Genomic DNA, 24,703 nt, shown 5'->3' on the forward strand with positions numbered 1-24,703 from the left:
GCTCTTGAGGACGCCTTCGCCGGCAAGCCTGGCTCCTACGAGTCCTGCCACGAATAGAAGAAGAGAGAAACGATGAAACCACGTGCCCGCGACCTGAACATCCACTTCGGCCAACTGCAACCCGGCCCGCTCAACGCCATTACCGATGTGCCCGGCGTCCGGGTCGGCCACAGCAATGTGCGAGGACGCACCGCAAACGGCCGCGACATCCTGACCGGCGTCACCGTGATCGAGCCGCGTGCCGGTTCAACCAATCAGCAACCGTGCTTTGCCGGCGTCCATGTGCTCAACGGCAACGGTGATGCCACGGGGCTTGAATGGATTCGCGAGGCAGGCCTGTTGACCAGCCCGATCGCCTTCACCAACACCCACAGCCTGGGTGTGGTGCGCGATGCGCTGGTGACGCTGGATCGCCAGAACCAGCCCGATGACGGGCGCCTCTACTGGAACATGCCCGTGGTGCTGGAGACCTTCGACGGTCTGCTCAACGACATCAACGGTTTCCACGTGAGGCCTGAACATGTGGCCCAAGCCCTGCGCACGGCAGTGGCTGGCCCGGTCAGTGAAGGCGCCGTCGGCGGCGGCAGCGGCATGATCTGCCACGAATTCAAGGGCGGGATCGGCACTGCTTCGCGACGTCTGAACAGTGCTCAGGGCGGCTGGACCGTCGGCGCCATCGTCCAGGCCAACCACGGCATCCGCAACGAATTGCGCGTCGACGGTTACCCGGTCGGGCGCTACATGGAAAAGGCTGACTCGCCGTTCCTCAAAGCGTCTTTGCCGCATCCTGGCATGGGTTCGATCGTCGTTTGCCTGGCCACCGATGCGCCGTTGCTGCCACACCAGTGCACGCGCCTCGCGCAGCGCGCCAGCCTCGGTCTCGCCCGCACCGGCGGCGGCAATGAAGACCATAGCGGTGACATTTTCATTGCCTTTGCAACCGGCAATGACGTGCCACCCGCCGCTTATGAAAGCAAGAAGGCGCCGACAACCGACAACCTGAGCATGGTCAATAACGACCACATCAGCGAGTTGTTCCTGGCCGCCACCGAAGCGGTGGAGGAAGCGATCATCAATGCCTTGCTGGCCTCCGACACCGCCGAGGGCAATGGGCATGCGGTGCCGGGACTGGATGCCGGAACGCTGCTCAACGCCTTGCGTCGGGCGGGTTGGCCGGGTGATTCGACTAGCGGTACTTGAGTGCGAAACCCCATCTTTCTACGATGAATCTACGCAGCCGCTTGTTTGCTCAAGCCGTTGCGTAAGTGGTGAGTGAACTGAACCCCCAACAAGCTCATCACTTGTTTCATGCGCATCTTGAGCCTCGAGGGCTCTACTTCCTCCCCATCAAAGAGCCTTGAGGCTCTTTTTTAACTGCGCGAAATCCAGACATGAAAAGCCCGGCATTTGGCCGGGCTTTTTACATTTGTTCGACGCAGATCGATCGCCACGCCGCCTGGGCAAGCATATCCCTGTACGTCTTCGGACGGCCCTTCACCCGGCCCGATAACCATGTCCGGCAATAGCTTTCCGCCTGGCCAATGATCAGCGACAGCATCAATTCGGCCGGAAAACCTTTTAACTCATCGCCTCGCGCCGAAGCCGACAGCCACTCCAACAGTTGCTTGTTGCGAGCCTTGTTACGGGTAGCCAGTTCGTCCTTGAACGGCCCTTTAGTGACGGAAAATCGCGCGTGGTACTGGAAGCGCGCCCATTCGGGCTGGTTGTCGACCCAATCCACATAGCTGTGCACCAGCGCGTACACACCCTCTTGCGTCGTGCCCGCGTCGCTCAGGTAGCTGTCGCGCAACCTGGCCTGATCATCCAAAGCGGTGAAAAACAGCGCGGCCACCAAACCTTCCTTGTTCCCGAAGTGGTGATAAATCGCACCCACGCTGGTATCGCATTCGGCGCGGATCATCTCAATGGTCGTGGCCTCGATCCCCTGCTCGTTAAACAGCGTGAGGGCCTTTCTAAAGATGTCGCGTTTGAGTTCAGCGCGTCTTCCGGGGTAGCAGCGCTCGAGTAAATCTGACGTTTCCATGCTCAACACAGACCCAAAAAATCAATGGTGAAGGCAGGCAACTGCCATCGGACAAGTGGCGCTAGGTTGACAGAATTCCCGTCGACAGAATACTGTTCCGCAACAGAACATTATTCTGTTACGGAACATCATTCTGTTTATCAGCCCATCAGCGAGGCGTCAAAATGAGTCAGTTTCTCAGCATGTTCACCAGCGCAGGCCCGCAAGCGTTCAGCAAAATGGCCTGCCAGGTGGCGCCCTACTTCAGCACCATCAACCCGCTGGTCACGGCGTTGCGCAAAGACTTCGCGACGGTGCAGGTGCCGTTCGCCAAGGAGATTACCAACCACCTGGGTACGGTTCATGCGATTGCGATGTGTAATGCCGCCGAACTGGCAGCCGGGATGATGACCGATGTGTCGATTCCCGAAGGCGCACGCTGGATTCCCAAAGGCATGACGGTCGAGTACCTGGCGAAGGCAAAAACCGATGTGACGGCGGTGGCCGATGGGGGTGCCATCGACTGGACTACTGAAGGCGACAAGATCGTGCCGGTGGACATTCATGACGCCGAGGGCAAGAAAGTGTTCACGGCGCAGATCACCATGAACATCAAGCTTACTTAAACGCTGACGGGGCCTAATGTGGGAGCGAGTTGTCTGGGCGAGCGCGGTTAGCGTGCCTCGCCCAGTCGCTCGCGGACAAACTCGTTCGCCTTGCGCGTCATCTGGTCCAGATGCCGGTCACGCTGCTTTTCCGCATCGAGCATCGCCCGTTTGCCGTGCTTTTGCAGCAGATAGGTATGAATCTGCCGCACCTCCAGCGAGCTGTAGATCGACGCCACATCCAGCAGCCCCATCAAGCCGTCGGTGCCATGGTCGTGGGTGTTCATCAGCACCTGAGTACCACGCACACCCACCACCTGAAAGCCCATTGCCTCAAAGTACCGAACCTTGGCCACGGCACACGTCAGTTCGGCATGAGGGTAACGGCCGACCATTTCCTGCAGCATTCGCCGGGCGATACCCTGACGCCGATGGCTGGCCTGCACCGCCATATACGCCACGCCGCATGCATCGGGATCGTCCTTGACCGGCAGGTACAGCAGAAAGCCGACGACCTTCTCCGGGTCATCTTCGTAGGTTGCGACGAGCAACTCCACGGCAATCCCTTTCGCCCCGTTCAATGCCTCCAGATAGAGATGAACCTCGTAGCCGATCGCGTACTGGTACACGTTGTACAACAGATTGCTCGGCGCGATAGCGATCATGCTGATGTCGGTCAGGTAATCGACCACCATCTGCAGGATCTGGCTATTGATGTGCTCGGGGCACGGGGTTTTGAAATGGGTGATCTGGGGCATTCGTGGCTCTGACTCTGGGGCGGACGTGAAGAATGTGTTCGCGGGCGTGCCTATCATAACGTGCTGACGTGACCGAAGGTGGTGTGTCAGTCGACAGCCATGCTGAATGTCCCGGCCCCTTCGCGAGCAGGCTCGCTCCCACAATTGATCTCCATACGGCGAAGATTCAATGTGGGAGCGAGCCTGCTCGCGAAGGGGCCAGAGGCGACGCAACTAAACAGTGGCTTTAAACCCCTCCTCCCGCTGCAACGCCCTCGCCTGAATCACATCCAGCACGGCGCAGCCTTCACGCATCAGCAGATGCACCGCCCGGGTAACGCGCGTCAGATCACAATCGGAAATGTTCTTCAGGTTGAGGCTGGACAACGTGTCCGCCAAATCGCGAACCACGGTAAAGCGATGCATGGCGCAAGCGGCCAGGTCACTGAGTTCTTTGTGGGTGTTGACGAAGAGCACCGGGGTTTCGGCGTCGTAGGTGTCGATGGGGAAGTAACGGGGCATTACTTGGTCGAACATGTGTGTAACTCCTATAAATAGAGCTTCCACCATTCGCGGCCAAGCGAAAGAGGTGGCAGCTGTACGCGGGTTGGCCGACCGGGTATAGGAAACCGGCACACCCGAAGGTGTCCCACGCACAGCCGCCATAACACACCATTTCAGACGTAAAAAACGTCTGAAATGGTGTTATGGACGCTGAAGCATTCCTAAACTCGACCGGCCAAGGTCGTTCGCGGTGTTTTCCGCGGCCCGAACTATAGGAGTCGATGCCGAAACGCGGCAACAGGGTACGTTGTAGGAAACGTCTTGAAAAGTTGTGCGCTACGCAATGATCGTTCCCACGCTCTGCGTGGGAATGCAGCCCGGGACGCTCCGCGTCCCTTCCGGAGCCGAACGCAGAGCGTCCGTTGAGGCATTCCCACGCGGGAGCGTGGGAACGATCGTCGACCGCCATTGATGAGTTCAGCTCATGACTTCATGCAGCTTATTGCCCTTAATCGATTGATCAAACCTTTCTAGTATGTGAGGGATCCGCGCTATTTCGTAGGTCGTTCACCCATCTCGCCTTCTACTTAGGCTGGCCAAAAGTAATGTCCGCGCTGATTCATGAGCAGGACGCATAACTCTATAGACGAATTACGCAAAAACATTCCGCGAGCGCACGGGTCACTCTTCTGATGAGGACTGTCAACGCCAACAACGTATAGGAATCGAACCAATGGACGACCGTGACCTGATGTCGATTTCCCGGCGCAAATTTCTGATTGTGGGCGCGGTGACGGCGGCGGCCGTGGCGCTTCCACCGTTCATCTCTGCGCAAGCGTCCGCCGCCAATGCGGCACGCCCGATCAAAACCAAAGTGTCGATCTGGGTGAACGATCAACAGCGACAACTGGATCTCGATACCCGCACCACGCTGCTCGATGCACTACGGGAAAACCTGCAGCTCACCGGCACCAAGAAGGGTTGCGACCACGGCCAGTGCGGCGCGTGCACGGTGATTGTCGATGGCCGACGGCTCAATTCCTGCCTGACCCTGGCGGTGATGCACGAAGGCTCGAAAGTCACCACCATCGAGGGGCTCGGCACACCGGAAAAACTTCACCCCATGCAGGCCGCGTTCATCAAGCACGACGGCTATCAGTGCGGCTATTGCACGCCGGGGCAGATCTGCTCTGCGGTCGCGGTGCTAGGGGAAATTCGCGACGGCATTCCAAGCCATGCCAGTCCAAGTCTCACCGAGCAACCCAAGCTGATCGCCAGTGAAATCCAGGAACGCATGAGCGGCAACATCTGCCGCTGCGGGGCGTACTCCAACATCATCGAAGCGATCACCGAAGTCGCGGAGGCCAGCGCATGAGGCCCTTTACCTATTTACGCGCCAAGTCGCCAGCCGAAGCCGCTGCGTTGGCCGCGCAAGTCAATGGTTCACGGTTCATCGCCGGCGGCACCAACCTGCTCGACCTGATGAAACTCGACATCGAGACGCCAACACACCTGATCGACGTCAACGGCCTTGCCCTGGACCGCATCGAAGCCACACCCGAAGGCGGTCTGAGAATCGGCGCGCTGGTCAGAAACACCGACCTGGCCGCCGACGCGCGCATCCGAAAGGACTACGCCCTGCTCTCCCGCGCCCTCCTCGCCGGTGCCTCCGGCCAATTGCGCAACAGGGCCACCACGGCGGGCAACCTGCTGCAACGCACGCGCTGCCCGTACTTCTATGACACTCATCAGGCGTGCAACAAACGCCAGCCTGGCAGCGGCTGCGCGGCCATCGGTGGCTTCAGTCGGCAGTTGGGCATCATCGGTGTAAGCGACGCCTGCATCGCCACGCATCCCAGCGACATGGCCGTCGCCATGCGTGCCCTGGACGCTCAAGTCGAGACTGTCCGACCCGACGGCACAACCCGCAGCCTTCCGATCGCAGACTTGCACCGATTGCCCGGCAACACGCCCAACATCGAAACCACGTTGGCGGCCCATGAGCTGATCACCGCCGTCACGCTGCCGGCACCGCTCGGCGGCACGCACATCTACCAGAAAGTCCGTGATCGCGCTTCTTACGCATTCGCCCTTATTTCTGTGGGCGCAGTGATTCAGCAGGACGGCTCAGGCCGCGTAGCGCTCGGCGGCGTCGCGCACAAGCCATGGCGCGTGGAGGCAGCCGAATCCGCGATGTCCCAAGGTGCAAAAGCGCTGACTGAACAGTTGCTCGCAGGCGCCACACCCACCCATGAAAACGCATTCAAATTGACGCTGGTCGAGCGCACGCTCGCTTCGGTGATGGCGCAAGCGAGGGCTCAGGCATGAAATTCGACACGCCCGCTACAACCAACCCGATCGACCAGATGAAGGTGGTCGGCAAGGCCACGACCCGTATCGAAGGACCATTGAAGACCACCGGTCATGCACCTTATGCCTACGAACACCATGCCGCCGTACCCAACCAGGCCTATGGCGTGGTGGTCGGTTCGGCCATCGCCAAAGGGCGCATCGCCTCGATGGATCTGGAAGTGGCGCAGTCAGCGCCGGGGGTGATCGCCATCGTCACCGCCGCGAATGCCGGCAAGCTCGGCAAAGGCAAATACAACACCGCAACGTTACTCGCCGGGCCAGACATTCAGCACTACCACCAAGCCGTGGCGTTGGTGGTCGCAGAAACCTTCGAACAGGCACGGGCCGCCGCGGAGCTGGTGAACATTACCTATGTGAGCGCTAAAGGCGTGTTCGACCTCGCCAGTTCGCGCGGGTCGGGCGTGGAAGCCAAGGACCAGATGGCAGACACCGTCCATGGCGATTTTGAAAGTGCGTTCGCGGCGGCGCCGGTGCAACTGGACGCGACCTACACCACCCCCGATCAGGCCCACGCAATGATGGAACCGTTCGCGTCGATGGCGTCCTGGAAAGGCGACCAGCTGACGCTGTGGACGTCCAATCAAATGATCGATTGGTCGGTCACCGATCTGGCGACCACCCTCGGGGTACCAAAGCAAAACGTGCGGCTGATCTCGCCGTACATCGGCGGCGGTTTCGGCGGCAAGTTGTTCATCCGGTCGGATGCACTGCTCGCCGCCCTCGGCGCGCGCCTGGCCGGCAGACCGGTGAAAGTGGCGCTCGCCCGCCCGCTGATGTTCAACAATTCCACCCACCGTCCGGCGACTATTCAACGCATCCGCATCGGTGCCACGAGCGATGGCAAGATCACCGCCATGGCGCACGAAGGCTGGTCCGGCGACTTGCCCGGCGGCAAAGTCGAGCGGGCGGCGCAGCCGAGCAAACTGCTGTATGCCGGTGAAAACCGATTGGTGACGATGAGGCTTTCAACACTCGACCTGCCGGAAGGCAATGCCATGCGCGCTCCGGGTGAAACGCCCGGTTTGATGGCGCTGGAAATTGCCATGGACGAGATGGCCGAAAAGCTGAAACTCGACCCCATCGAATTCCGCATCCTCAATGACACCCAGGTCGATCCGACCAATCCCAAACGGCCCTTTTCAAAGCGGCAGTTGGTTGAATGCCTGCGCACCGGGGCGGACCGTTTTGGCTGGAAGCAACGCCTTCCACAACCGGGCACGCAACGCGACGGCCGCTGGCTGATCGGCATGGGCGTCGGTGTCGCCTTTCGCAACAACGCCCTGGTGAAGTCGGGCGCCCGTGTGCGGCTCAATGATCAGGGCACGGTGACCGTGGAAACCGACATGACCGATATCGGCACCGGGAGCTACACGATCATCGCCCAGACGGCGGCGGAAATGATGGGGGTTACCCTCGATGACGTGGTCGTGCGTCTGGGTGATTCAAACTTCCCGGTATCGGCCGGCTCTGGCGGGCAATTCGGCGCCAACTGCTCGACGGCAGGTGTCTATGCGGCCTGCGTCAAACTTCGCGAGGCCGTCGCGCAACGCCTTGGCGTGAACGCGGACGAGGCCATTTTCGTTGACGGTGAAGTGCGCTCGGCCGGCAAGCACTTTCCGTTGAGCAACGCGGCGCAGGCCGGAGAAATCGTCGCCGAGGACTCCATCGAGTTCGGTGAGCTGAGCAAGCAGTACCAGCAGTCGACGTTCGGCGCGCACTTTGTCGAAGTCGCTGTCGACAGCGCGACCGGGGAAACCCGTGTCCGACGCATGTTGGCGGTCTGTGCGGCCGGGCGAATCCTTAACCCGGCCTCGGCACGCAGTCAGGTGATCGGGGCGATGACCATGGGGGTCGGTGCAGCGCTGATGGAAGAACTGGCCGTCGACAAACGGCTGGGCTTTTTCGTCAATCATGACCTGGCCAGCTACGAGGTGCCGGTGCATGCGGACATCCCGCATCAGGAAGTGATTTTCCTCGATGAAACCGACTCGGTCTCATCGCCGATGAAAGCCAAAGGCGTCGGGGAGCTGGGACTTTGCGGTGTGAGTGCGGCCATCGCCAACGCGGTCTACAACGCGACGGGGGTCCGTGTTCGGGAGTACCCCATCACGCTGGACAAGCTGCTGGACAAGTTGCCGCCAATGATTTGATTTTGTAGGAGCATGGCTTGCCCGCGATGAACGATGACTCGGTCCGTCAGGAAGACCGCGTAATCGTTCTTCGCGAGCAGGCTCGCTCCCACAGGTTATTGCGCGTTGGCATAGTCCTGCTCGCTGACCTGCTCCATCCAGTCGACCACTTTGCCGTCCTGCACTTCGGCGATGGCAATGTGGGTCATGGCGGTGGTCGCGGTCGCGCCGTGCCAATGCTTCACGTGAGGTGGAATCCACACTGTGTCACCCGGCTTGATCACACGCACGGGCTGATCCCATTCCTGCACCCAACCGGAGCCTGCGGTCACGATCAGGGTTTGTCCCAGCGGATGGGTGTGCCAGGCGGTGCGAGCGCCGGGTTCAAAGGTGACCGTGGCGCCACTGACCTGCGCCGGTTCAGTGCCTTTGAACGGCGCGTCGACACGTACGGTCCCGGTGAAATAATCAGCGGGGCCTTTCACCGAAGGTTGGGATCCGTTGGGGGTCACTGTCAGCATCGGGGTCTCCTGAGCCAGGGAATCGAAGGCCAATAGCGAAAGCGAGAGCGCTGTTGCTGCAAGGTTCTTCATGGATGTTCTCAATTAAGTATTTTTGACAAGCAAACGCTCACTCAATCTACCCGTGATGCATTATTAAAATTAGCCGCTAGAATCAGAAAAGACCTATGAGAGTGACTCATTAATGCTTCGGGAAAACGCCAACGACCTGCTCGCTTTCCTGGCGGTTGCGCGAGAAAGAAGTTTCACCAAAGCGGCTGCCAAACTCGGCGTTTCCCAGTCGGCACTGAGCCATACGATCCGGGCGCTGGAAGCACGATTGGGCCTGCGCCTGCTGACCCGTACCACGCGCAGCGTGTCGCCGACCGAGGCCGGGCAACACCTGCTTGAAACCATTGGCCCGCACTTCGAAGAAATCGAGATTGAACTGGCGGCGCTGAGCAATCTGCGCGACACACCCGCCGGCAACATTCGCATCAATGCGATGGACCACGCGCTGGAGTACATTCTTTGGCCGGTGTTGAAACCGTTCCTGGCGAAGTACCCGGACATCTCGGTCGAGGTCTGTTGCGACTACAGCTTTGTCGACATCGCCGCCCAGGGTTTCGATGCCGGCGTGCGCCTGGGCGAGGACGTGGCGCAAGGCATGATCGCCACCCGCATCGGGCCGGACATGCGCATGGCGGTGGTGGGTTCACCTGCCTACTTTGCCAACCGTGTACGGCCAAAAACGCCGCGCGATCTGACCGATCACGCCTGCAACAACCTGCGCCTGCCCACCAACGGTGGCTTGTACGCCTGGGAGTTTAAAAAGGGCGAGGACAGCCTGAAGGCTCGAGTGTCTGGTCAGGTCACGTTCAATGGCGTGTATCAGTTGCTCAACGCGGCGCTGGACGGCTTCGGTCTGAGTTACATCCCCGAAGACCTGGTTGCGCCACACATTGCGGCTGGGCGACTGGTGCAGGTGCTGGAAGATTGGTGCGCACCGTTTGCCGGTTTCCACCTGTATTACCCCAGCCGTCGCCAGGCTTCGCCGGCCTTCGCGCTGCTGCTGGATGCGCTGCGGTATCGGGGTTGATCCGTCGATGATCGTTCCCACGCTCTGCGTGGGAATGCCTCAACGGACGCTCCGCGTTCGGCTTCAGAAGGGACGCGGAGCGTCCCGGGCTGCATTCCCACGCAGAGTGTGGGAACGATCTACGGCTCGATTGATGAGTCAGGCTCATAGGGCAATTCGTATTTAACGGGCTAATCAATCAACGCCTCGGCTTTTATGATGGCGCACCGCGCTGTTATCCCGAGAAGTCACCACGCCCATGCCCACCCCCCACGGAGCCAAACTCACCCCACGCCAGATCGCCGTGCTCGCAATCATTCTGTGCAGCTACCTGATGATCGTGCTGGATATTTCCATCGTGATCACCGCCCTGCCCCGGATTCGGCAAACCTTCGAGATGTCCACGGCAGGCCTGTCGTGGGTGCAGAACGCTTACACCCTGGCCTTCGGCGGCCTGTTGCTGCTGGGCGCGCGGGCCGGCGATATCCTCGGTCGGCGTCGTATGTTCATTGCAGGTTTGGGGCTGTTCACTGCCGCCTCGTTGCTCGTCGCAATGGCCCAGAGCGCGGGGTTGCTATGGTCCGCCCGAGCACTGCAAGGCGTCGGCGCGGCGATCCTCGCGCCGTCCACCCTCGCCTTGCTGCTGACCCACTTTGAGGGTCACCAGCGCACCCGCGCTATCGCTTACTACGGCGCCGCCGCCGGTATCGGTGCCAGCGTCGGTTTGCTGCTCGGCGGGCTGTTGACCGAGTGGCTGTCCTGGCGTGTGGGCTTTTTGATCAATGTGCCGATTGGCATCGCACTGATGGTGGGTGCTAAGCGTTGCCTGGGTGAAACCACGCTGCATGCCGGAAAATTTGACCTGGTGGGCGCCGTGCTCTCAACGCTGGGGATGACGGCGCTGGTCTACGGCATTGTCCGCTCGGCCATGGTCGGATGGAGCGATGCGGTCACCCTCGGCAGCGTGGTCGGTGGCGTCGTATTACTGGCGATTTTCATCACCCACGAAGCGCGAGTGCATCAGCCGATCCTGCCCCTGCGCCTGTTTACCCACCGGGTCCGTGCCGGTGCCTACGCGACACGGATGTTGTTTCTCGGCGGGATGATCGGCTTCTGGTTTTTCACCACGCAGTACCTTCAGGAGGTGCTCGGGTTCAGTGCAAGCGAGGCCGGCATGGCGTTCTTGCCGACCACCTTGGTGAATTTCGCCGTCGCCCTGGCCGTGCCGCGATTGACCCAACGTTTTGGCAACAGCTGGCTGCTGGCCGGTGGCGTCGCGTTCACCCTGATCGGCATGATCTGGCTCAGCGGCGTCACCGCACACAGTGATTACCTGATGGATGTCGCGCTGCCGATGGCGTTGATCGGGTTAGGCCAAGGCGCCAGCCTCAGTCCATTGACCACGGCCGGCATGACCGATGTAGAACCGCGCGACGCCGGCGCCGCCTCAGGGCTGGTGAATGTGGCGCACCAGTTGGGCGGCTCTTTGGGGCTGGGCATCCTCACCGTGGTGTTCGCTCACGGCGAGGGTTCGAATGTCAGTGTCGAAGCCATTTCATCCGGTATCTCAGCAGCGTTCATTGGCAGCAGCGTGATGCTCGGGCTGGCGCTGATCTGCATTGGCGCCGTGATTATTAAACCCGATGATCGAGTTACTGCTCCGGCGCAACCATCCGAAACCGGATATTGATCTTGTCGGAGACGACGCCGTCGGCCCATTCACCTTCACCGACTTTGAAGTCGCTGCGTTTGAGCGTTAACTGGCCATCGAAAATCCCGATGGCGTTCTCGGACTTCAGCAGCACCGGTACATTCACTTCACGCGTGATCCCCCTGAGCGTGAGTTTGCCGGTGATCGAGTAACGGTTGTTGCTCAGTACTTTCACGCCGATCGATTCAAACGTCGCCACTGGATACGTTGCGGTGTCGAACCAGGCAGGCTTTTGCAGTTCGCTGTTGGCATCACTGCTCCCGGCATCGATGCTGTCGAGCTGGATGGTGAGCGCGGCGTGGGCTGCTGACGGGTTCGCCGTGTCGAAATCAAGCGTGGCGTCAAACTTGCCGAACGTGCCGTATACCCGCGAGGAGAACTGTTTATACGTGAAGGAGATCGTGCTGGCGGTTTCATTCACCTGCGTGTACTCGACCGCGTGGACGCAAGGCAACGCGCCGAATGCAAGGGCGGCAACCAGCCCCGCGCAAGTCGGGTATCGATGTTTCATGGGATTCTCCGGTCGGGGCTCCCGTCATGAGCTGAGGCGCCGCACACGTTAGCCAGCGATAGGTGGACTAAAGCAAAATAACGCCGTTTATTCCACCTGGCGCTCAGACTTCCGACCACCTGTCGGCCAACACGAGTGGCCGCCCGATACGGCCGTCGCCCGGGTGTTTAATGACTGTCCAACTCACCGCATCGGGGGACGGGTCATGAAATTTGTCATCATCGGAGGAAGCGGGCTGATCGGCAGCAAAGTCTGCAAGAACCTCCAGGATCTGGGGCATGAAGTCATATCAGCATCACCGAGCACCGGCATCAACGTCATCACCGGCGAAGGCCTGGCGGACGCGCTCAAGGGCGCCGACGTGGTGGTCGACGTGGCCAACTCACCCTCATTCGAGGATCACGCGGCGCTGCATTTCTTTGAGACAGCCGGGCATAACCTGTTCGCTGCCGAGAAGGTTGCCGGCACCCAACACCATGTCGCCCTGTCAGTCGTCGGCACCGAACGTATGCTCGACAGTGGTTATTTTCGGGCCAAGATGGCCCAGGAAAAACTCATCAAGGCGTCGGGCGTCCCCTACACCATCCTGCGCGCCACGCAGTTCTTCGAATTCATTGGTGCCATTGCTTACTCAGGTCGCGAGGACGGCAACACCATCCATCTAACGTCTGCCGCGTTGCAACCGGTGGCCTCGGTCGATGTCGCGGCCGCACTGACGGCTATCGCTCAAAAAGCGCCGATCAATCAGACCGTGGAAGTGGCCGGGCCGGATCGCCGACCCATTGTCGAGTTCGTGAGTGAGTACCTGAAACACACCAAGGACCCGCGCGAGGCGGTTTCGGACGACACGGTTCCTTACTTTGGTGCGCCGATCAATGACAAGTCCCTCACGCCGGGCGATAGCCCGATTGTTGGAGCGACCCGGTTTGAAGACTGGCTGGAAACCGCGCATCCGTCTTGAGTCATCTGTGATTAAACGCAACGATCGCAGCGGTTCAACCGCCCCTCTGCCTCTTTGACTGCCCGTTGAGTAATCCCTATGAAGATAAGAAGAATCGTGACCGGCCACGACGAACAGGGCAACTCGGTGTTCGTTTCAGATGACTTTGCCCCAAGGGCCCAGTCTTTTGCCTCAATCCCGGGGCACGCGATGGCACAGTTGTGGACGACTCCCTCCCAGCCGACACTCCTCGAAAAAGAGCGCGACCCAACGCTTGATCACGCGTCGCTGATTCCTCCTCAGGGCGGCACCAGCATCGCCCTGTTTGATTTCCCACCCGACACCGTCATGCAGAACCTCGTCGATGGCGTCCAGGCCTTTAGTGAGTTGAGCGCTGCACTGCCGGGCTTGATCGAAAGCTTTGAGCCGGAAAATCCGGGCATGCACACCACCGCCACCATTGATTACGCAATCATTCTGCAAGGTGAGATGTGGCTGGAGCTGGATAACGGTCAGAGCCGTCTCGTCAAGGCAGGTGACATCGTTATTCAAAATGGCACACGGCACGCGTGGCGCAACAAAAGTGAGCGGATTGCCCGGGCACTGTTTGTGATGATCGGGGTGTCACCCGCAAATCAAGCGCTTGGCTTAACGTCACCGCGGTAGTAAGTGGCGTGTTTGGCCAGCCATTGCTTCCCGAGCTCAATATCCTCTTTGCGCCTGGCCAGGATCCAGTCCGACGTCCGAGGGACGCCATGCTTGTCCTGGCCCATGGCCTGACCCACCAACACCTCGGCTTGAGGAAGCATCAGGAAGCTGAACACCCCCGTAGAGGTCGCGCCTTTCTTGACGGACTTCCATGTGCCGTAACGAAATCGACTCATGATCGGAACGCTACTGAGCGGCGCTGGACTCTCGCAACCACGCCCGCTGCAACAACTTGATGACCTCGGCATCCGAGGTCTGGGTAAAGTCCATGTACCAACGGCCGATCGACATGAGCCAGTCGGGAATGAACGGGCATATCAGCTCATCCACCTCGCTGCGTAGCGCCTCCGCCGTCTCAATCGGCGCCACCGGCACGGCGACGACGATGCGAGACGGTGTTTGCACACGCACCGCGTGTATCGCCGCCATCATCGAGGCGCCTGTCGCCAGGCCGTCGTCGATCAGAATCACCACCTGATCCTTGAGTTGCACAGGCGCGCGCGTTCCCCGGTAAACCTGCTCGCGGCGCAACAGCTCCCGGGTTTCCCGTTCGACCACGGTGTCGAACGTGGCCTTATCAATCGGGTGGGCCCGCAGCGCGTGTTCATTGAGGATTTGAATGTCGCCGCTGGCGATGGCGCCCATGGCGAGCTCCTGATGGGACGGAACCCCGAGCTTGCGCACCAGCATCAGGTCGAGGCGAACCTCCAGGGCAGTGGCCACTACATAGGCGACCGGCACACCGCCACGGGGTAAGGCGAGGACGATGACATCGGGTCTATGCGCGTATTTGAATAACGGCTCCACAAGACGTCGACCGGCCGCGGCCCGGTCCTGCAAGAGGGTTGGAGATGAGGGACTCATTTGAAAACCTCCTCAGGCGATCACGCCTGTCGGTTCACATCACACGGTCACTCAGGATTGTCGGTCTGACAGTGGCTGACATCAAGTTCAGCCATGATGTACCCGCCCGCCGATCGCATCGCCGGCGTCAGCGCGAACTCATACAGGGTTTTTCACAGAAGTGTTTAATGTCTGGAAGCATCCGGCCTTCTGACTCAAAACAAAGCGACCTCCCTGATGCAGGCTTTTATTATCACCTGCACAAAGAAGGTCGCGCCTGTCAGGCTCAGGACAAGCCGGCAAGGTTTACCCAGTGAACCGGCCTAGCATGCGCTCGCTACTGTCCGTGGAGAAATAACGATGGAGTCCTGTTGTTTCACACGCTGAGTCAAAACCAGCATTGTCAGGAACCCCAGTGCAATCAGTACCGGATACGCCATCAACAGTTCGGAAAGGGAGTATTTCCAGGCCAACGGGCGCCCGACCCCCAGCATGGCCGCATACATCCAGGACACGGCCGACAGCGAGCCGCAGAATAGCGCCAGCATCCGTGCGCTAAAGCCAAGATTGAGCAACGAACCGGCCTTTTGCAGCGCGGGCAATACCAGGCGATGCAACAAGAGGCCGTTGTAACTCAGCAACACGACAATAATCACTTTGGCGTGAAGCTTTGGATTCATAAAGTAATTCATACCTTTTTCCAGGTAATCAATACCGATGATAGCGGCACCCGTCACCCACAACGCTATCAATGCAACGCTGACAGACTTCTGAAGACTTTCCATGTGAGCATTATCATGCTCAGTGAATGTTTTACGCTTTAACAAGTCTCTGACCATCGCAATATCACTGGTCAATACCAAACCAATGGCCACACAACACGACACTAAATGAACGTAAATAACGCCCATTCGCAAAAATTCCATGCACTCTTTATTTTCAAGCAGGCTCATAATTGTATTTATCGCCACGGTACTTTCTCCACCTTATTCGACAGTACAGATCGATATTTAACAGGGCATTCAACTCTTCTAAACCCTGCGCGATCTTACTTTTATAAGATATGCCAACTCATAGACTTGGCACTGCTTAGCCCATTGATTCGCCTGGCAAATCAATGACCGGCTTATTTATTGCCTCCTGAATTTCGGGTAAAAAAATCCCCATTAGCATTCAATGCACATGAGGTTAATTTTCCACTTCTTTTCTGCGGCTGCAGGAGCAGGTCTTGGGTGACGTGCTGGAGGATCAGAGGCCAGGGATCCTGGAATGTTCATTTTTTGAGCACCCCCCCGACAAACGGCGGTTATTGTGAACGTCCCACACGCCGGTACTAACGTATCAACTTCTCTGTCAGCCCCATGACAACTGGGCTGGTGAATTACAGGGGTTTCCAATATTGTTTATTGGATCCATTAGTTGTTAGGTAACTTACGAAAAGTTCAATAGCGAGCTGCTCGCATTTAGGGCCTGCCCCCACTGAAACAGTCATACTTTTACCATTCCACTCGTCGAGGAAGGGATGACAACATCGCCAGCGCCAATGCGGGAGCCAAAGTTGTCGTTTTGAGATGAGTTGTTCGAGCAACATCGCCGGTCTATGGAACCGGCGCACTTAACGTTTTTCGTAGATAGCTCGCAGACGCCGGACATAAATGTTTGAACTGGGCTGTTTGGGTGATGACAACAGGCGCCGCCTGCCTGTCGAACCGTTCATAACCATTGGCGGCAAAAAAACCGGCAGCCCCTTGGGTTAACAAATGCAATCGAAGCGCGCCTTGCGAGGCCGCACACTGTTCCAATGCAAACAACACGGCTTGGCCCAGCCCTTCTCCACGACGCGCTTCACACACCACTATTGAACGAAGCAACAGGTCGGGAGCCGAACCCTCCAGCCCTCCAAAAGCCACCCATTCCCCCGCCACTTCGAAACGGTAAAACTGCCGGCCTGGTTCGCTGACATCATCGCAGGGCAATGCTGCCTGACGCAGAGCATCACGGAGCTGATCCAGACCGTTATCGTCTACTTTAATCATCTGCATGTTCAGCACCGTTACCTCCCGCCCGCCTACACCAGCCGCTCGATCTTCTGATGCTGCCAGACCATTTTGTAATACGCCGTCTGCAACACCAGCATCCCAAGATACGCCACCGGAAACGCCATCCACACCCCTTGCAACCCGAACTGCCCGTCCAGCACATACGCCACCGGCAACTGCACCCCGACCACGCAAACAATCGAAATCGCCATCGGCACCAGCACCGAGCCGCTGGCGCGCATGATGCCGCCGACGATCGCCTGGAAGCCGAACACCAACAGGCTCCAGAGCATGATGTGCAACAGGTGTTCCGCCATCGCCCGGGTGGAATCATCCGTGAGGAACAACCCCAGCAACCAGTGCGACAACAGATAACCCAACACCACCAACCCACCGGTCAGGCACACATTGATCAACAGCCCCGTGCGCAGAATCGGCGCCATGCGCTCAAGGCGCCCTGCCCCAATCGCCTGAGCGCCGAGGATCGACGCCGTGATCGCAATCGACAGCGCCGGAAACTGCACGTAATTGACGATCTGCGTCACCGCCCCGTACGCCGCCGTCGCCTGCGAACCATGCTGATTCACCAGCGCCAGAATCACCAGCTCCGACACCGACAACACCACCATTTGCAACCCGGTCGGCAACCCGATGCGCAACACCTTGCCGAGAATCACCAGGTCCAGCCGCATCGCCGCAAACATCTCTCGATCCGGCGCCAACGGATGCCCCTTGCGAATCAACCGCCACGCCAGCCACCCCATCGCCGACAAATTACCCGCCAACCCGGCATACGCCGCACTCTGAATCCCCATCATCGGCAGCCCGAACCAACCCCGAATCAACGCCGGCGTCAGCGCCAACCCGATACACGTCGACACCACCAACGCTATCAGCGGCGACACCGTATCGCTCACTCCGCGCAGCAGCTGGGTAAACAGCACATAGACCAACAGCGACGGCATGATCCACATCATCACGTGGGCGTAGGACACCGCGTCATCAAGAACGTCTGCCGGGGTCCCCAAACCCTGCAACGCTGGCCTTGCGAACACACTGCCGAGTACCGCTGCTGTCAGGCCGATCATTGCGCCTAACAGCAAGGTTGTGCCGGCGATGGTCTTCACCAGATGCGGTTCGCGTGCGCCCCAGGCCTGGCCGATGAGCACGCCAGCGCCCGCGCCGAGGCCGATGACCAGGGCGATGAAGAAGAAGACGATGGGGAACATGCCGGACACGGCCGCCAGGGCTTGGGTGCCGAGCATTTGGCCGATGTAGATGCTGTTGATGGTGCCCGACATGGATTGGAGGAAATTGGAGAGGACCATGGGGGCTAGGAAAAGGAGGTAGGTTTTCCAGAGGGGGTGTTGGGTTGAGGGGGTTTGCATTGAGGGTCCGTCTCGGGGTGGGCTCGTGTTTTGGAAATTCTACGCTAGGGAGCTGGGTACCACCCCGATTCGATTTTGCAGACTTGGGTAGTATGAGTAATGTCTGCTTTCGGCTGCGGCCAATCGGATTTTTCCAGGAAATCAAAGACGGCATATGCCTTCACTGCTTTGAAAATGCCAACCCTGAGCAATATCTGCGCTTCGCTTGAAGCAAGCTGGTAGAAATCATCCTGAAACCGTACTCTGCCCCCTACGCCGCGCGGCTCCGGCAGGATAGCGCTACATAAGACATTGGTATCGTATGTTTATTGAAACCACCACATTAGATGAACTTGTTCAGTCACTGCATGAACAGGTTGCGCAACTAACCTCTGCATGCCTAATTGAAGCAGGGGGGCAAGCCGACTTACGCGATGAATTAGTCCGCCAGCAACTGCGCCGCGCCGCTGAGCTTGTGCGCGGAGCCGCCGCGTTAGGAACCACTAAGAACGCTGCCTGCCTAGGCATTCTTAGCCGCAACTTGCTGGAGCAACTAATCACTACCTTGTGGTCTATCAGATCTATTGAAAACGCTCAACAGCATCAGGGTGCGGCTAAGGCTGAGCTAGCCAAAGCCTTCAAAATTAACTTGAAGGCAGGCAAAGCAACGGTCAAAGACAAGGGCTCAGGACAGGACTTTACTGCCGAGTTTCTAGAAACAGAACAGATGAAAATAACCTCTAGATGAAAGAGTGTTGAAGAACAAGCAAAGGAAGCGGAGGTATTGGACCTATACACGGTGTTCTACAGGTTCATGTCACTTGAAACGCATGGCCATAGTCAGACGCCACAGGAAGCGCCAGCCGTCCTAGCCTTATGCGAAGTCCACCTCCAAGGCGTTGGCGCTATCAGTCGAGCCATTGGTCAGGCATGCGTATCGTGGCTATTACATCGAAGCTGGCCTGACAATGACTCCATCCGAACTGTCCTGGGACTAACTCCGTAGATCCCTAGAAAATAGTTTAATACGCTCGCCCTGCTCGCTGGGGTAAGCTCCCCCCCCTCAGCCAAAGATTAGCGTCCTCTTCTGGCCGACAGTTGCCCGCCACGATGGCCAGCAAATGGCAAGACGCTGACACTCGCCGGTATCTGGTGGCCCCCTACCGCTTCAGGTTTGACACCGTGAGGCTTTACTCCAGAGTTCGGCCATGCTGATAGAATCGACCAGGCTATAAATAACGCCCCTCTTAGAAATGGTATGAATACAGAATTGACGGAAGAAGAGATGCGCCGGGCGCTATTCGGTGATTCTGAGCCGCCTGCGCCGGCAATGAACTCACAGGTGCAAGACTCCGTACCGGAAGTCTTGATCGTGCAACCGGTAAAAGCAGCGAAGAAAAAGAAAGTCTCAAAAGGCTTCACGCCTAGGCTGAGAGTCACGCTGCGGGTGGGAAATGAATTTGAAGGCAAGATGCACGAGATGGTACATAAGGCCGATACGCTGAGCTCCCTAGTTGCAGAGCAAGAGGCTACTAAGATGGCTAGAAAAAAATTTAGATTTGTGGAAGTGATGTCGGTCAAGTCGATGTGAGTGGGCACTCGGCACGATCGCCTAGCATTGAACCGCCTTCGGTTGCCGCGGGTCACCTGACCGGTCGAATGCTTAACTGGTCGCCAGTCCCAGGTCCCATAGTTGGCGGTTGCGACAGGCAGAAATCGACCCATAGCTGCCGATGAGCACGGGTAGATGTCTGAGAAAAAAACGATCGCTCTTGGCCGCACCAAGGGCTCACTCTAACCTCAGTAAAGTAAGACTAGACTTGGAATGGCGTATCCTTTCATTCTACAGTATTCAGAGCCTGATTCAGTCGAAAGTCGCGAGGGAAATAATAGTGCAACAATTTATCAGAAGCATAGTAACTACTATTCCGTATACAGAACAAAGTATAACCATAATGCTGAATGGCAAAAACTTAATTGTAACTGGTGGGAACGGTACTGGAAAAACATCGCTTATAACCGACATCTTCAAAAAGGCAAATAATATAATTGCCAACGCAGAGCAAGAAAATATCGCGAATTGGCGTGAAACTGTACACGCTCATAAAAGCCAGATTCATCAGTTTTCTGAAGGTAGTCCAAACTACCTGCAATATACTAATGTAATTGAAACCTATGAAGGCTATATAAATGCTGCTTTGAGTGGCGCAAAAATAGAATTCATCGATCCCGAAAATCTTAGGATACTTGTTGCTAGCAAAACAGGCCTCATCGAGTTTTTCCCAGCAGCAAGACAATCTCAAATAACAGACGCTAAAAGTGCTAGCAGCTTCACCTACGACAAAAATACGATCAATGAAGAAATCGGTAATAGGCTTGAAGAGCATCTTGTAAATATCTACACTCGACGAGCATTTGCTAGAACGGAAAAGCAAGATAAAAAACTGGAAATTGAAATATCAGAATGGCTGAATAATTTCGAGAAAAATCTTCAGTATTTAATGGAGGACCCTTCAACGAAATTAATTTTCAATTCGGATACATTCAAATTCTCTATATCGCAAAAAGGGAAGGCGCCGTATACATTTCAGAATCTCTCTTCAGGCTATGCGGCTATTTTTAGCATATTTTCGCGCTTCTTGATGCGTGCAGAGTATTTAAAAATAAGCCCTTCAGAAATTTGCGGCATTGCAATAATTGACGAGCTTGACGCCCATCTACATGTTTCTCTCCAGAGAAAAATATTACCTTTTTTGACAGCTTCGTTTCCGGGTATTCAGTTCTTAATCACCACACACTCGCCTTTTGTGATTACGTCAATTGATAACTGTGTTATTTATGATATCAGTAGGCGAGAGCAGGTGGACGAGTTATCTTCCTCGTCTTACGAGGCTGTACTAGAGGGCTTGTTTGGCGTTCTTCCATCATCAGATATACTCCAATCAAAAATAAAGGAGTTGGTCGAGATAAGTACAAAAGATAAAATTGACATAGATCTTCTTCAAGGGAAAATAAATGCAATTGGCACTGACACATCAGCGTTAGACGAGGAGTCCAGATTCTTTCTGAACAAGGCTAAGTTTCTTATAACAAAAGATGATTCGTCTAACTAGGGCGAGGATGAATAAATTGTTCAGAGTTACCAGAATTTATCCAGCGCCTTTGTCTCTTAGTGCTAAAAAAAGCTATAGCGGAGAAGATGTATTAGTAGTGCTCAAGGAAATTTTTTTCGATAAGTGCTATTTGTGCGAGATCAAAGATCCTTTGGCTCTTAATGTTGAGCACTTCGTTGCTCATCAAGGTGATCTTGATTTAAAATTCTCTTGGGACAATCTTTATTACGTGTGTGGGCGCTGTAATAATATCAAGCTCGCCGACTCCGCACTATTGCTAGATTGTATAACAGAAGATCGTAATCTTTTTGCTAAAATCAGACATATCCCTCCACACTCACCTTTCAGTGGCAAGCTGACTATCGAAGCCGTGGACGGTTCAAAGGAAACGATTTCCACCGCGACCCTTCTCAATAAAATATTTAACTCGGAGCACACCATAAATAAAACAATTACCGCAGCCTACATGAGGAAAAAAGTGTACGAGAAATATAATAGATTGATGGAGGTGGTAGTTGAGTACTTCAGTGATGAGTCGTCGCCAAAAGTTAAAGCTGAAAACCTTGAGATATTGAAAACATTAATGGGTCGGCATCAAGAGTTTTCTGCTTTCATTAGGTGGATTGTGTTGGAGGATGAAAAGCTATTCCCTCTACTAAAGGATTTTATGGACTGAATTTACGTGGTGAGATGGCGGTTATACCCACGAATTTTGCCTAAGGATGATTAGTCTCAGCTTTCGAGAGCCAAGATGACGGTTGAAAAATTGAAGGAAGACTTGGCACTGCCTAGTAGGGAGCTGGCAACTGCCACTGAGGGTATAATGGCATTTGTCTTCTGACTACGTAGAGAATGGTCGGTTTTGGCCGTTCTCTGCCGATCATGGTTACAAAGTGCGCCGGTCAAGTCGATGCAAACAGGTGGTCAAGTCAGTGCAATTACCTAGGCAGGCTCACGCGCTGCACCAAGGCCATGTGATTGATGCCGACGATCTAAGCGATCTGTTGAAGTTGGCAGACGCGGCGCTGGCCTACGCCGTTGAATCGCTACTCGACATCGATACTGACGAGTAGGAGGTTCCATGCACGTAATGGTCACACCTATGCGCTCACGCGGTGTCGCGCTGGATGCCAAGGAGCGGCGCCGCTATCCGGCGATCCGAGGCAATGTCATGGTGAAATCTACTGTCTGCGCCCAGTTGTGCCGGACGACCACCGTTGCCCGTGTTGATGTAGGGATGCCGCTCGATCCTGACCCTTTGCCACCACTGCTCGATGCGATGTTGGCGGGAATGGCGGTTCAGGGATTTGTGCTGAGTGGTATTGAATATGTCGATGATTGCGTACGCGCGGTCGTGGTGGTGTCGATTGTGATAGAGCGCAAATGACGTGCAAAACTAATGGCTTTGGGCCATTGTGGGGAATAGCGGCTAACCATGGTGAAAAGGAGGTATTTACTGTGTTGATTACGGGCGGTGTTACTGAGTCTGAACGTTTGCTTTCTCAATTTTGTCAAAACTCCTTTTTGAAACTATGGACTTATCCGAATCCATATAAGGATGACGGAAAAGAATTATGTGATTTGATCGCTGTTTTTGGCGATAATGTTTTCATATTTTTCGACAGAAATAATGCGCTATCTCATACGGCGGACAAAGACCCATTAGTACTTTGGAATCGCTGGAAGTCCAAGGTAATAGATAAGCAGGTGGTTACGGCTCACGGTGCGGAACGATACATAAGAAGTGGCAGATCTATTTTTTTAGATGGAAAGAAAACACGGCCATTTCCACTTGATATCAATTTAGAAAAGGCCATTTTTCACAAAATAATAGTTGCTCACGGGGCAAAAGAGGCTTGCATTAATTCTTCGCCCGACAATATTTATGGCAGTCTCGCAGTAACTTACACGAATATTAATGGAGAAACCCCGACAGAGTCTGTTCAGCCGTTTTCATTAGTTCTGGATAAAACAAATCCGATCCACATTCTGGACAGCCACAATCTTTCAATAGTTCTTGGGGAGCTCGACACGGTAACTGACTTCGCAAATTATCTGGATGAAAAGACAGCAGCGATACATTATTTAAATGTTCTTAGCTATTGCGGCGAAGAAGACCTTCTAGCTCACTACTACATGAATTTTGACAAGAAAAATCAGCGCCATTACATAGGGAGTGATGATAGGAAAATAAACGGTGTGATGATCGGCGAGGGGGAATGGAAAGAATACCTTGAATCCGATACGTATGCTGCGACGAAGGAGGCGAACGCAGTCTCCTATATGTGGGACGAACTGATACAGAGAACGTGCCAGTATTCCATTGACGGAAAGTTGCAAGGTAATGCGGATCTGCTGCGGGGGCCAAGCGCAATTTACGAAATGGTGAAAGAACCTCGATTCATGCGCCGAAGCATCGCCGAGGGAATGTTTCAAGCGATCGAGACTTTTCCTGAAATGTATGGTGGCGGACGAAAAGTCACTCTGATGCCGTCAATTACTCCAACAACGGCGTATCTGTTTTTACAATTAAAAGTCCCAGATAGCTTCAAGTTAGCACCTGACTTGCGGGAAAAACGCCAGACGATTTTAGAAATAGCATGTGGCGCTGCAAAAAATAAATTCCCGAACTTTACGAAAATAGTAGGCATCGGAGTGGAGTCGCCAAAATACTCTGACACCGTTGCTGAAGACTTCATTCTCATGCCCTGCGAAACATGGACGGAAGAACTTCGCTCGCATTACCGAGAGTTAAATAAGCCGTGGAATTTTTTCGAAACCTCAACTCTCAGTCAACGGAAGGTGACGGTTAGCGAGTTCGTTCAATCCCAACCCCGCAAAGCGACTATTCCGGGCCGCAACGAGCGTTGCACATGTGGATCAGGAAAAAAATACAAGAAATGCTGTAGTGCATGATAGTTGTTTCCAACTTTTGCTGAAGCTCAGATCAAAGTGTAATTGGTCGCACCTTTGAAGCCAGTGCCAAGGCCTGCTCAGCCTTGGCTGTGAAAGCAGATGCTCTGCGGGGCTAAGTCACAGGCACGCAGCTTGCTGTCGATCGCCAAGTTGAATAGCGTCAAATCACGTGTCTTCTCAGCAAGCTGAAGTCTTACGCGGATCGCCCAGATATCTCTGACTCGGAGCGGGGCATTCTGCCCGACAAGCTTTCCCTTGTTCCAAGGCTGATGGCTGTATGTAGCAATAGTGTTCATGGCTCGTCCTCCATGTTGAGGGAGGACAAGGGTGGATCAGTCACTGTGCGAAGGGAGCGCTATCCGACCCAAACCGGTCACTCGCGACCGGCCGCTTATTCGCAGCACCTCTGCGACGGCTAGTCGAATGGTTTGTTCATCGATTGCCTTGCCCCTGACTTGGGTTTGCCGAAGGTTAAACCGCTGGTAGAGGGGCGCTACTGTGCTTCATGTCGCAGAAGTGCGCGATGAATCAATTACACGCAATGCGATTTGTTTTTGAGCAATGCTTACCTTAAAAAAACTTCTTAGGGCATCCCTGCGAGATGCC

The 24,703-nt window shown here is 55.9% G+C and carries 25 protein-coding genes and 2 pseudogenes; 16 read left to right on the forward strand and 11 right to left on the reverse strand.

Features of this window, described 5'->3' with window-relative positions; translation table 11 throughout:
* Nucleotides 1-72 precede the first annotated feature (72 nt).
* Nucleotides 73-1,200, forward strand: a complete 1,128-nt coding sequence (locus ACYZT5_RS12815; RefSeq protein ID WP_462051430.1) for a DmpA family aminopeptidase — start codon at nt 73-75, stop codon at nt 1,198-1,200.
* Nucleotides 1,201-1,420: 220 nt separating this feature from the next.
* On the opposite strand, the gene ACYZT5_RS12820 is transcribed toward ACYZT5_RS12815, so the two are convergent.
* Nucleotides 1,421-2,044, reverse strand: a complete 624-nt coding sequence (locus tag ACYZT5_RS12820; RefSeq protein WP_462051431.1) for a TetR/AcrR family transcriptional regulator — start codon at nt 2,042-2,044, stop codon at nt 1,421-1,423.
* Nucleotides 2,045-2,208: 164 nt separating this feature from the next.
* Here ACYZT5_RS12820 and ACYZT5_RS12825 point away from each other — a divergent pair, with 164 nt between their 5' ends.
* A complete protein-coding gene (locus ACYZT5_RS12825; protein ID WP_462051432.1) occupies nt 2,209-2,649 on the forward strand; it encodes a hotdog fold domain-containing protein in 441 nt (146 codons plus the stop codon).
* A gap of 47 nt (nt 2,650-2,696) precedes the next feature.
* On the opposite strand, the gene ACYZT5_RS12830 is transcribed toward ACYZT5_RS12825, so the two are convergent.
* Nucleotides 2,697-3,386 carry a GNAT family N-acetyltransferase gene (locus ACYZT5_RS12830; RefSeq protein WP_462051433.1) on the reverse strand — a complete coding sequence of 230 codons (690 nt, stop codon included), beginning with the start codon at nt 3,384-3,386 and terminating at the stop codon, nt 2,697-2,699.
* 213 nt (nt 3,387-3,599) lie between these two features.
* Nucleotides 3,600-3,902, reverse strand: a complete 303-nt coding sequence (locus ACYZT5_RS12835) for a hypothetical protein (protein WP_462051434.1) — start codon at nt 3,900-3,902, stop codon at nt 3,600-3,602.
* A 718-nt stretch (nt 3,903-4,620) separates the two neighbouring features.
* Here ACYZT5_RS12835 and paoA point away from each other — a divergent pair.
* The 3 genes from paoA to paoC are packed head-to-tail and all read left to right on the forward strand — an operon-like array spanning nt 4,621 to nt 8,392.
* A complete protein-coding gene (gene paoA, locus ACYZT5_RS12840; protein ID WP_462052243.1) occupies nt 4,621-5,244 on the forward strand; it encodes an aldehyde dehydrogenase iron-sulfur subunit PaoA in 624 nt (207 codons plus the stop codon).
* Nucleotides 5,241-6,197, forward strand: coding sequence for an FAD binding domain-containing protein (locus ACYZT5_RS12845; protein ID WP_462051435.1), 957 nt, complete (start codon nt 5,241-5,243; stop codon nt 6,195-6,197). The genes paoA and ACYZT5_RS12845 overlap by 4 nt, the downstream gene beginning before the upstream one ends.
* Nucleotides 6,194-8,392 carry an aldehyde oxidoreductase molybdenum-binding subunit PaoC gene (gene paoC, locus ACYZT5_RS12850; RefSeq protein ID WP_462051436.1) on the forward strand — a complete coding sequence of 733 codons (2,199 nt, stop codon included), beginning with the start codon at nt 6,194-6,196 and terminating at the stop codon, nt 8,390-8,392. The genes ACYZT5_RS12845 and paoC overlap by 4 nt, the downstream gene beginning before the upstream one ends.
* A gap of 95 nt (nt 8,393-8,487) precedes the next feature.
* Here paoC and ACYZT5_RS12855 read toward each other — a convergent pair whose 3' ends face one another.
* A complete protein-coding gene (locus ACYZT5_RS12855) occupies nt 8,488-8,964 on the reverse strand; it encodes a (R)-mandelonitrile lyase (protein ID WP_462051437.1) in 477 nt (158 codons plus the stop codon).
* A 112-nt stretch (nt 8,965-9,076) separates the two neighbouring features.
* On the opposite strand from ACYZT5_RS12855, the gene ACYZT5_RS12860 reads away from it, so the two are divergent.
* Complete coding sequence (locus tag ACYZT5_RS12860) at nt 9,077-9,970, forward strand: LysR family transcriptional regulator (protein ID WP_462051438.1); 894 nt, start codon at nt 9,077-9,079, stop codon at nt 9,968-9,970.
* Between the two features lie 238 nt (nt 9,971-10,208).
* A complete protein-coding gene (locus ACYZT5_RS12865) occupies nt 10,209-11,639 on the forward strand; it encodes an MFS transporter (protein WP_462051439.1) in 1,431 nt (476 codons plus the stop codon).
* On the opposite strand, the gene ACYZT5_RS12870 is transcribed toward ACYZT5_RS12865, so the two are convergent.
* Nucleotides 11,602-12,171, reverse strand: coding sequence for a YceI family protein (locus ACYZT5_RS12870; protein ID WP_462051440.1), 570 nt, complete (start codon nt 12,169-12,171; stop codon nt 11,602-11,604). The genes ACYZT5_RS12865 and ACYZT5_RS12870 overlap by 38 nt on opposite strands.
* A gap of 205 nt (nt 12,172-12,376) precedes the next feature.
* Between ACYZT5_RS12870 and ACYZT5_RS12875 the strand changes: the two genes are divergently transcribed.
* Both ACYZT5_RS12875 and ACYZT5_RS12880 read left to right on the forward strand, forming a co-directional pair.
* Nucleotides 12,377-13,132 (forward strand): SDR family oxidoreductase, encoded by a 756-nt coding sequence (locus ACYZT5_RS12875; RefSeq protein WP_462051441.1) that lies wholly within the window; start codon nt 12,377-12,379, stop codon nt 13,130-13,132.
* Between the two features lie 78 nt (nt 13,133-13,210).
* Nucleotides 13,211-13,777: a cupin domain-containing protein gene (locus ACYZT5_RS12880; RefSeq protein WP_462051442.1), complete on the forward strand. Its 567-nt coding sequence runs from the start codon at nt 13,211-13,213 to the stop codon at nt 13,775-13,777.
* Here ACYZT5_RS12880 and ACYZT5_RS12885 read toward each other — a convergent pair.
* The 5 genes from ACYZT5_RS12885 to ACYZT5_RS12905 all read right to left on the reverse strand — a co-directional run bounded on the left by ACYZT5_RS12885 (nt 13,747) and on the right by ACYZT5_RS12905 (nt 18,089).
* A complete protein-coding gene (locus ACYZT5_RS12885) occupies nt 13,747-13,995 on the reverse strand; it encodes a hypothetical protein (RefSeq protein ID WP_462051443.1) in 249 nt (82 codons plus the stop codon). The genes ACYZT5_RS12880 and ACYZT5_RS12885 overlap by 31 nt on opposite strands.
* 10 nt (nt 13,996-14,005) lie before the next feature.
* Nucleotides 14,006-14,683, reverse strand: coding sequence for a phosphoribosyltransferase (locus ACYZT5_RS12890; protein WP_462051444.1), 678 nt, complete (start codon nt 14,681-14,683; stop codon nt 14,006-14,008).
* A 302-nt stretch (nt 14,684-14,985) separates the two neighbouring features.
* On the reverse strand, nt 14,986-15,633 hold the full coding sequence (locus ACYZT5_RS12895) for a hypothetical protein (RefSeq protein ID WP_462051445.1): 648 nt from the start codon (nt 15,631-15,633) through the stop codon (nt 14,986-14,988).
* Nucleotides 15,634-16,260: 627 nt separating this feature from the next.
* Nucleotides 16,261-16,704, reverse strand: a complete 444-nt coding sequence (gene arsN2, locus ACYZT5_RS12900; RefSeq protein ID WP_462051446.1) for an arsenic resistance N-acetyltransferase ArsN2 — start codon at nt 16,702-16,704, stop codon at nt 16,261-16,263.
* Between the two features lie 26 nt (nt 16,705-16,730).
* A complete protein-coding gene (locus ACYZT5_RS12905) occupies nt 16,731-18,089 on the reverse strand; it encodes an MATE family efflux transporter (RefSeq protein ID WP_462051447.1) in 1,359 nt (452 codons plus the stop codon).
* A gap of 301 nt (nt 18,090-18,390) precedes the next feature.
* Between ACYZT5_RS12905 and ACYZT5_RS12910 the strand changes: the two genes are divergently transcribed.
* The 7 genes and pseudogenes from ACYZT5_RS12910 (at nt 18,391) to ACYZT5_RS12940 (ending at nt 24,097) form a co-directional block, all read left to right on the forward strand.
* On the forward strand, nt 18,391-18,816 hold the full coding sequence (locus ACYZT5_RS12910; RefSeq protein WP_462051448.1) for a hypothetical protein: 426 nt from the start codon (nt 18,391-18,393) through the stop codon (nt 18,814-18,816).
* Between the two features lie 510 nt (nt 18,817-19,326).
* Nucleotides 19,327-19,659: a hypothetical protein gene (locus tag ACYZT5_RS12915; RefSeq protein ID WP_462051449.1), complete on the forward strand. Its 333-nt coding sequence runs from the start codon at nt 19,327-19,329 to the stop codon at nt 19,657-19,659.
* Between the two features lie 301 nt (nt 19,660-19,960).
* On the forward strand, nt 19,961-21,181 hold the full coding sequence (locus ACYZT5_RS12920; protein WP_462051450.1) for an AAA family ATPase: 1,221 nt from the start codon (nt 19,961-19,963) through the stop codon (nt 21,179-21,181).
* A gap of 16 nt (nt 21,182-21,197) precedes the next feature.
* Complete coding sequence (locus ACYZT5_RS12925) at nt 21,198-21,857, forward strand: hypothetical protein (protein WP_462051451.1); 660 nt, start codon at nt 21,198-21,200, stop codon at nt 21,855-21,857.
* A gap of 256 nt (nt 21,858-22,113) precedes the next feature.
* Nucleotides 22,114-22,254 (forward strand): hypothetical protein, encoded by a 141-nt coding sequence (locus tag ACYZT5_RS12930; protein ID WP_462051452.1) that lies wholly within the window; start codon nt 22,114-22,116, stop codon nt 22,252-22,254.
* Nucleotides 22,255-22,262: 8 nt separating this feature from the next.
* A pseudogene (locus ACYZT5_RS12935) lies at nt 22,263-22,554 on the forward strand (hypothetical protein).
* Between the two features lie 10 nt (nt 22,555-22,564).
* Complete coding sequence (locus tag ACYZT5_RS12940) at nt 22,565-24,097, forward strand: YecA family protein (RefSeq protein ID WP_462052244.1); 1,533 nt, start codon at nt 22,565-22,567, stop codon at nt 24,095-24,097.
* 113 nt (nt 24,098-24,210) lie between these two features.
* On the opposite strand, the pseudogene ACYZT5_RS12945 reads toward ACYZT5_RS12940, so the two are convergent.
* Nucleotides 24,211-24,393: pseudogene (locus ACYZT5_RS12945) on the reverse strand (integrase); the annotation flags it as partial.
* Between the last annotated feature and the right edge of the window lie 310 nt (nt 24,394-24,703).

This window comes from Pseudomonas sp. LB3P14 (genome assembly GCF_054898045.1).

What these genes read in the sequence shown, in the direction of transcription:
- ACYZT5_RS12815 (WP_462051430.1), top strand. Translation starts at nt 73, where the DNA reads ATGAAACCACGTGCCCGCGACCTGAACATCCACTTCGGCCAACTGCAA.
- ACYZT5_RS12820 (WP_462051431.1), bottom strand. Translation starts at nt 2,044, where the DNA reads ATGGAAACGTCAGATTTACTCGAGCGCTGCTACCCCGGAAGACGCGCT.
- ACYZT5_RS12825 (WP_462051432.1), top strand. Translation starts at nt 2,209, where the DNA reads ATGAGTCAGTTTCTCAGCATGTTCACCAGCGCAGGCCCGCAAGCGTTC.
- ACYZT5_RS12830 (WP_462051433.1), bottom strand. Translation starts at nt 3,386, where the DNA reads ATGCCCCAGATCACCCATTTCAAAACCCCGTGCCCCGAGCACATCAAT.
- ACYZT5_RS12835 (WP_462051434.1), bottom strand. Translation starts at nt 3,902, where the DNA reads ATGTTCGACCAAGTAATGCCCCGTTACTTCCCCATCGACACCTACGAC.
- paoA (WP_462052243.1), top strand. Translation starts at nt 4,621, where the DNA reads ATGTCGATTTCCCGGCGCAAATTTCTGATTGTGGGCGCGGTGACGGCG.
- ACYZT5_RS12845 (WP_462051435.1), top strand. Translation starts at nt 5,241, where the DNA reads ATGAGGCCCTTTACCTATTTACGCGCCAAGTCGCCAGCCGAAGCCGCT.
- paoC (WP_462051436.1), top strand. Translation starts at nt 6,194, where the DNA reads ATGAAATTCGACACGCCCGCTACAACCAACCCGATCGACCAGATGAAG.
- ACYZT5_RS12855 (WP_462051437.1), bottom strand. Translation starts at nt 8,964, where the DNA reads ATGAAGAACCTTGCAGCAACAGCGCTCTCGCTTTCGCTATTGGCCTTC.
- ACYZT5_RS12860 (WP_462051438.1), top strand. Translation starts at nt 9,077, where the DNA reads ATGCTTCGGGAAAACGCCAACGACCTGCTCGCTTTCCTGGCGGTTGCG.
- ACYZT5_RS12865 (WP_462051439.1), top strand. Translation starts at nt 10,209, where the DNA reads ATGCCCACCCCCCACGGAGCCAAACTCACCCCACGCCAGATCGCCGTG.
- ACYZT5_RS12870 (WP_462051440.1), bottom strand. Translation starts at nt 12,171, where the DNA reads ATGAAACATCGATACCCGACTTGCGCGGGGCTGGTTGCCGCCCTTGCA.
- ACYZT5_RS12875 (WP_462051441.1), top strand. Translation starts at nt 12,377, where the DNA reads ATGAAATTTGTCATCATCGGAGGAAGCGGGCTGATCGGCAGCAAAGTC.
- ACYZT5_RS12880 (WP_462051442.1), top strand. Translation starts at nt 13,211, where the DNA reads ATGAAGATAAGAAGAATCGTGACCGGCCACGACGAACAGGGCAACTCG.
- ACYZT5_RS12885 (WP_462051443.1), bottom strand. Translation starts at nt 13,995, where the DNA reads ATGAGTCGATTTCGTTACGGCACATGGAAGTCCGTCAAGAAAGGCGCG.
- ACYZT5_RS12890 (WP_462051444.1), bottom strand. Translation starts at nt 14,683, where the DNA reads ATGAGTCCCTCATCTCCAACCCTCTTGCAGGACCGGGCCGCGGCCGGT.
- arsN2 (WP_462051446.1), bottom strand. Translation starts at nt 16,704, where the DNA reads ATGCAGATGATTAAAGTAGACGATAACGGTCTGGATCAGCTCCGTGAT.
- ACYZT5_RS12905 (WP_462051447.1), bottom strand. Translation starts at nt 18,089, where the DNA reads ATGCAAACCCCCTCAACCCAACACCCCCTCTGGAAAACCTACCTCCTT.
- ACYZT5_RS12910 (WP_462051448.1), top strand. Translation starts at nt 18,391, where the DNA reads ATGTTTATTGAAACCACCACATTAGATGAACTTGTTCAGTCACTGCAT.
- ACYZT5_RS12915 (WP_462051449.1), top strand. Translation starts at nt 19,327, where the DNA reads ATGAATACAGAATTGACGGAAGAAGAGATGCGCCGGGCGCTATTCGGT.
- ACYZT5_RS12940 (WP_462052244.1), top strand. Translation starts at nt 22,565, where the DNA reads ATGACGTGCAAAACTAATGGCTTTGGGCCATTGTGGGGAATAGCGGCT.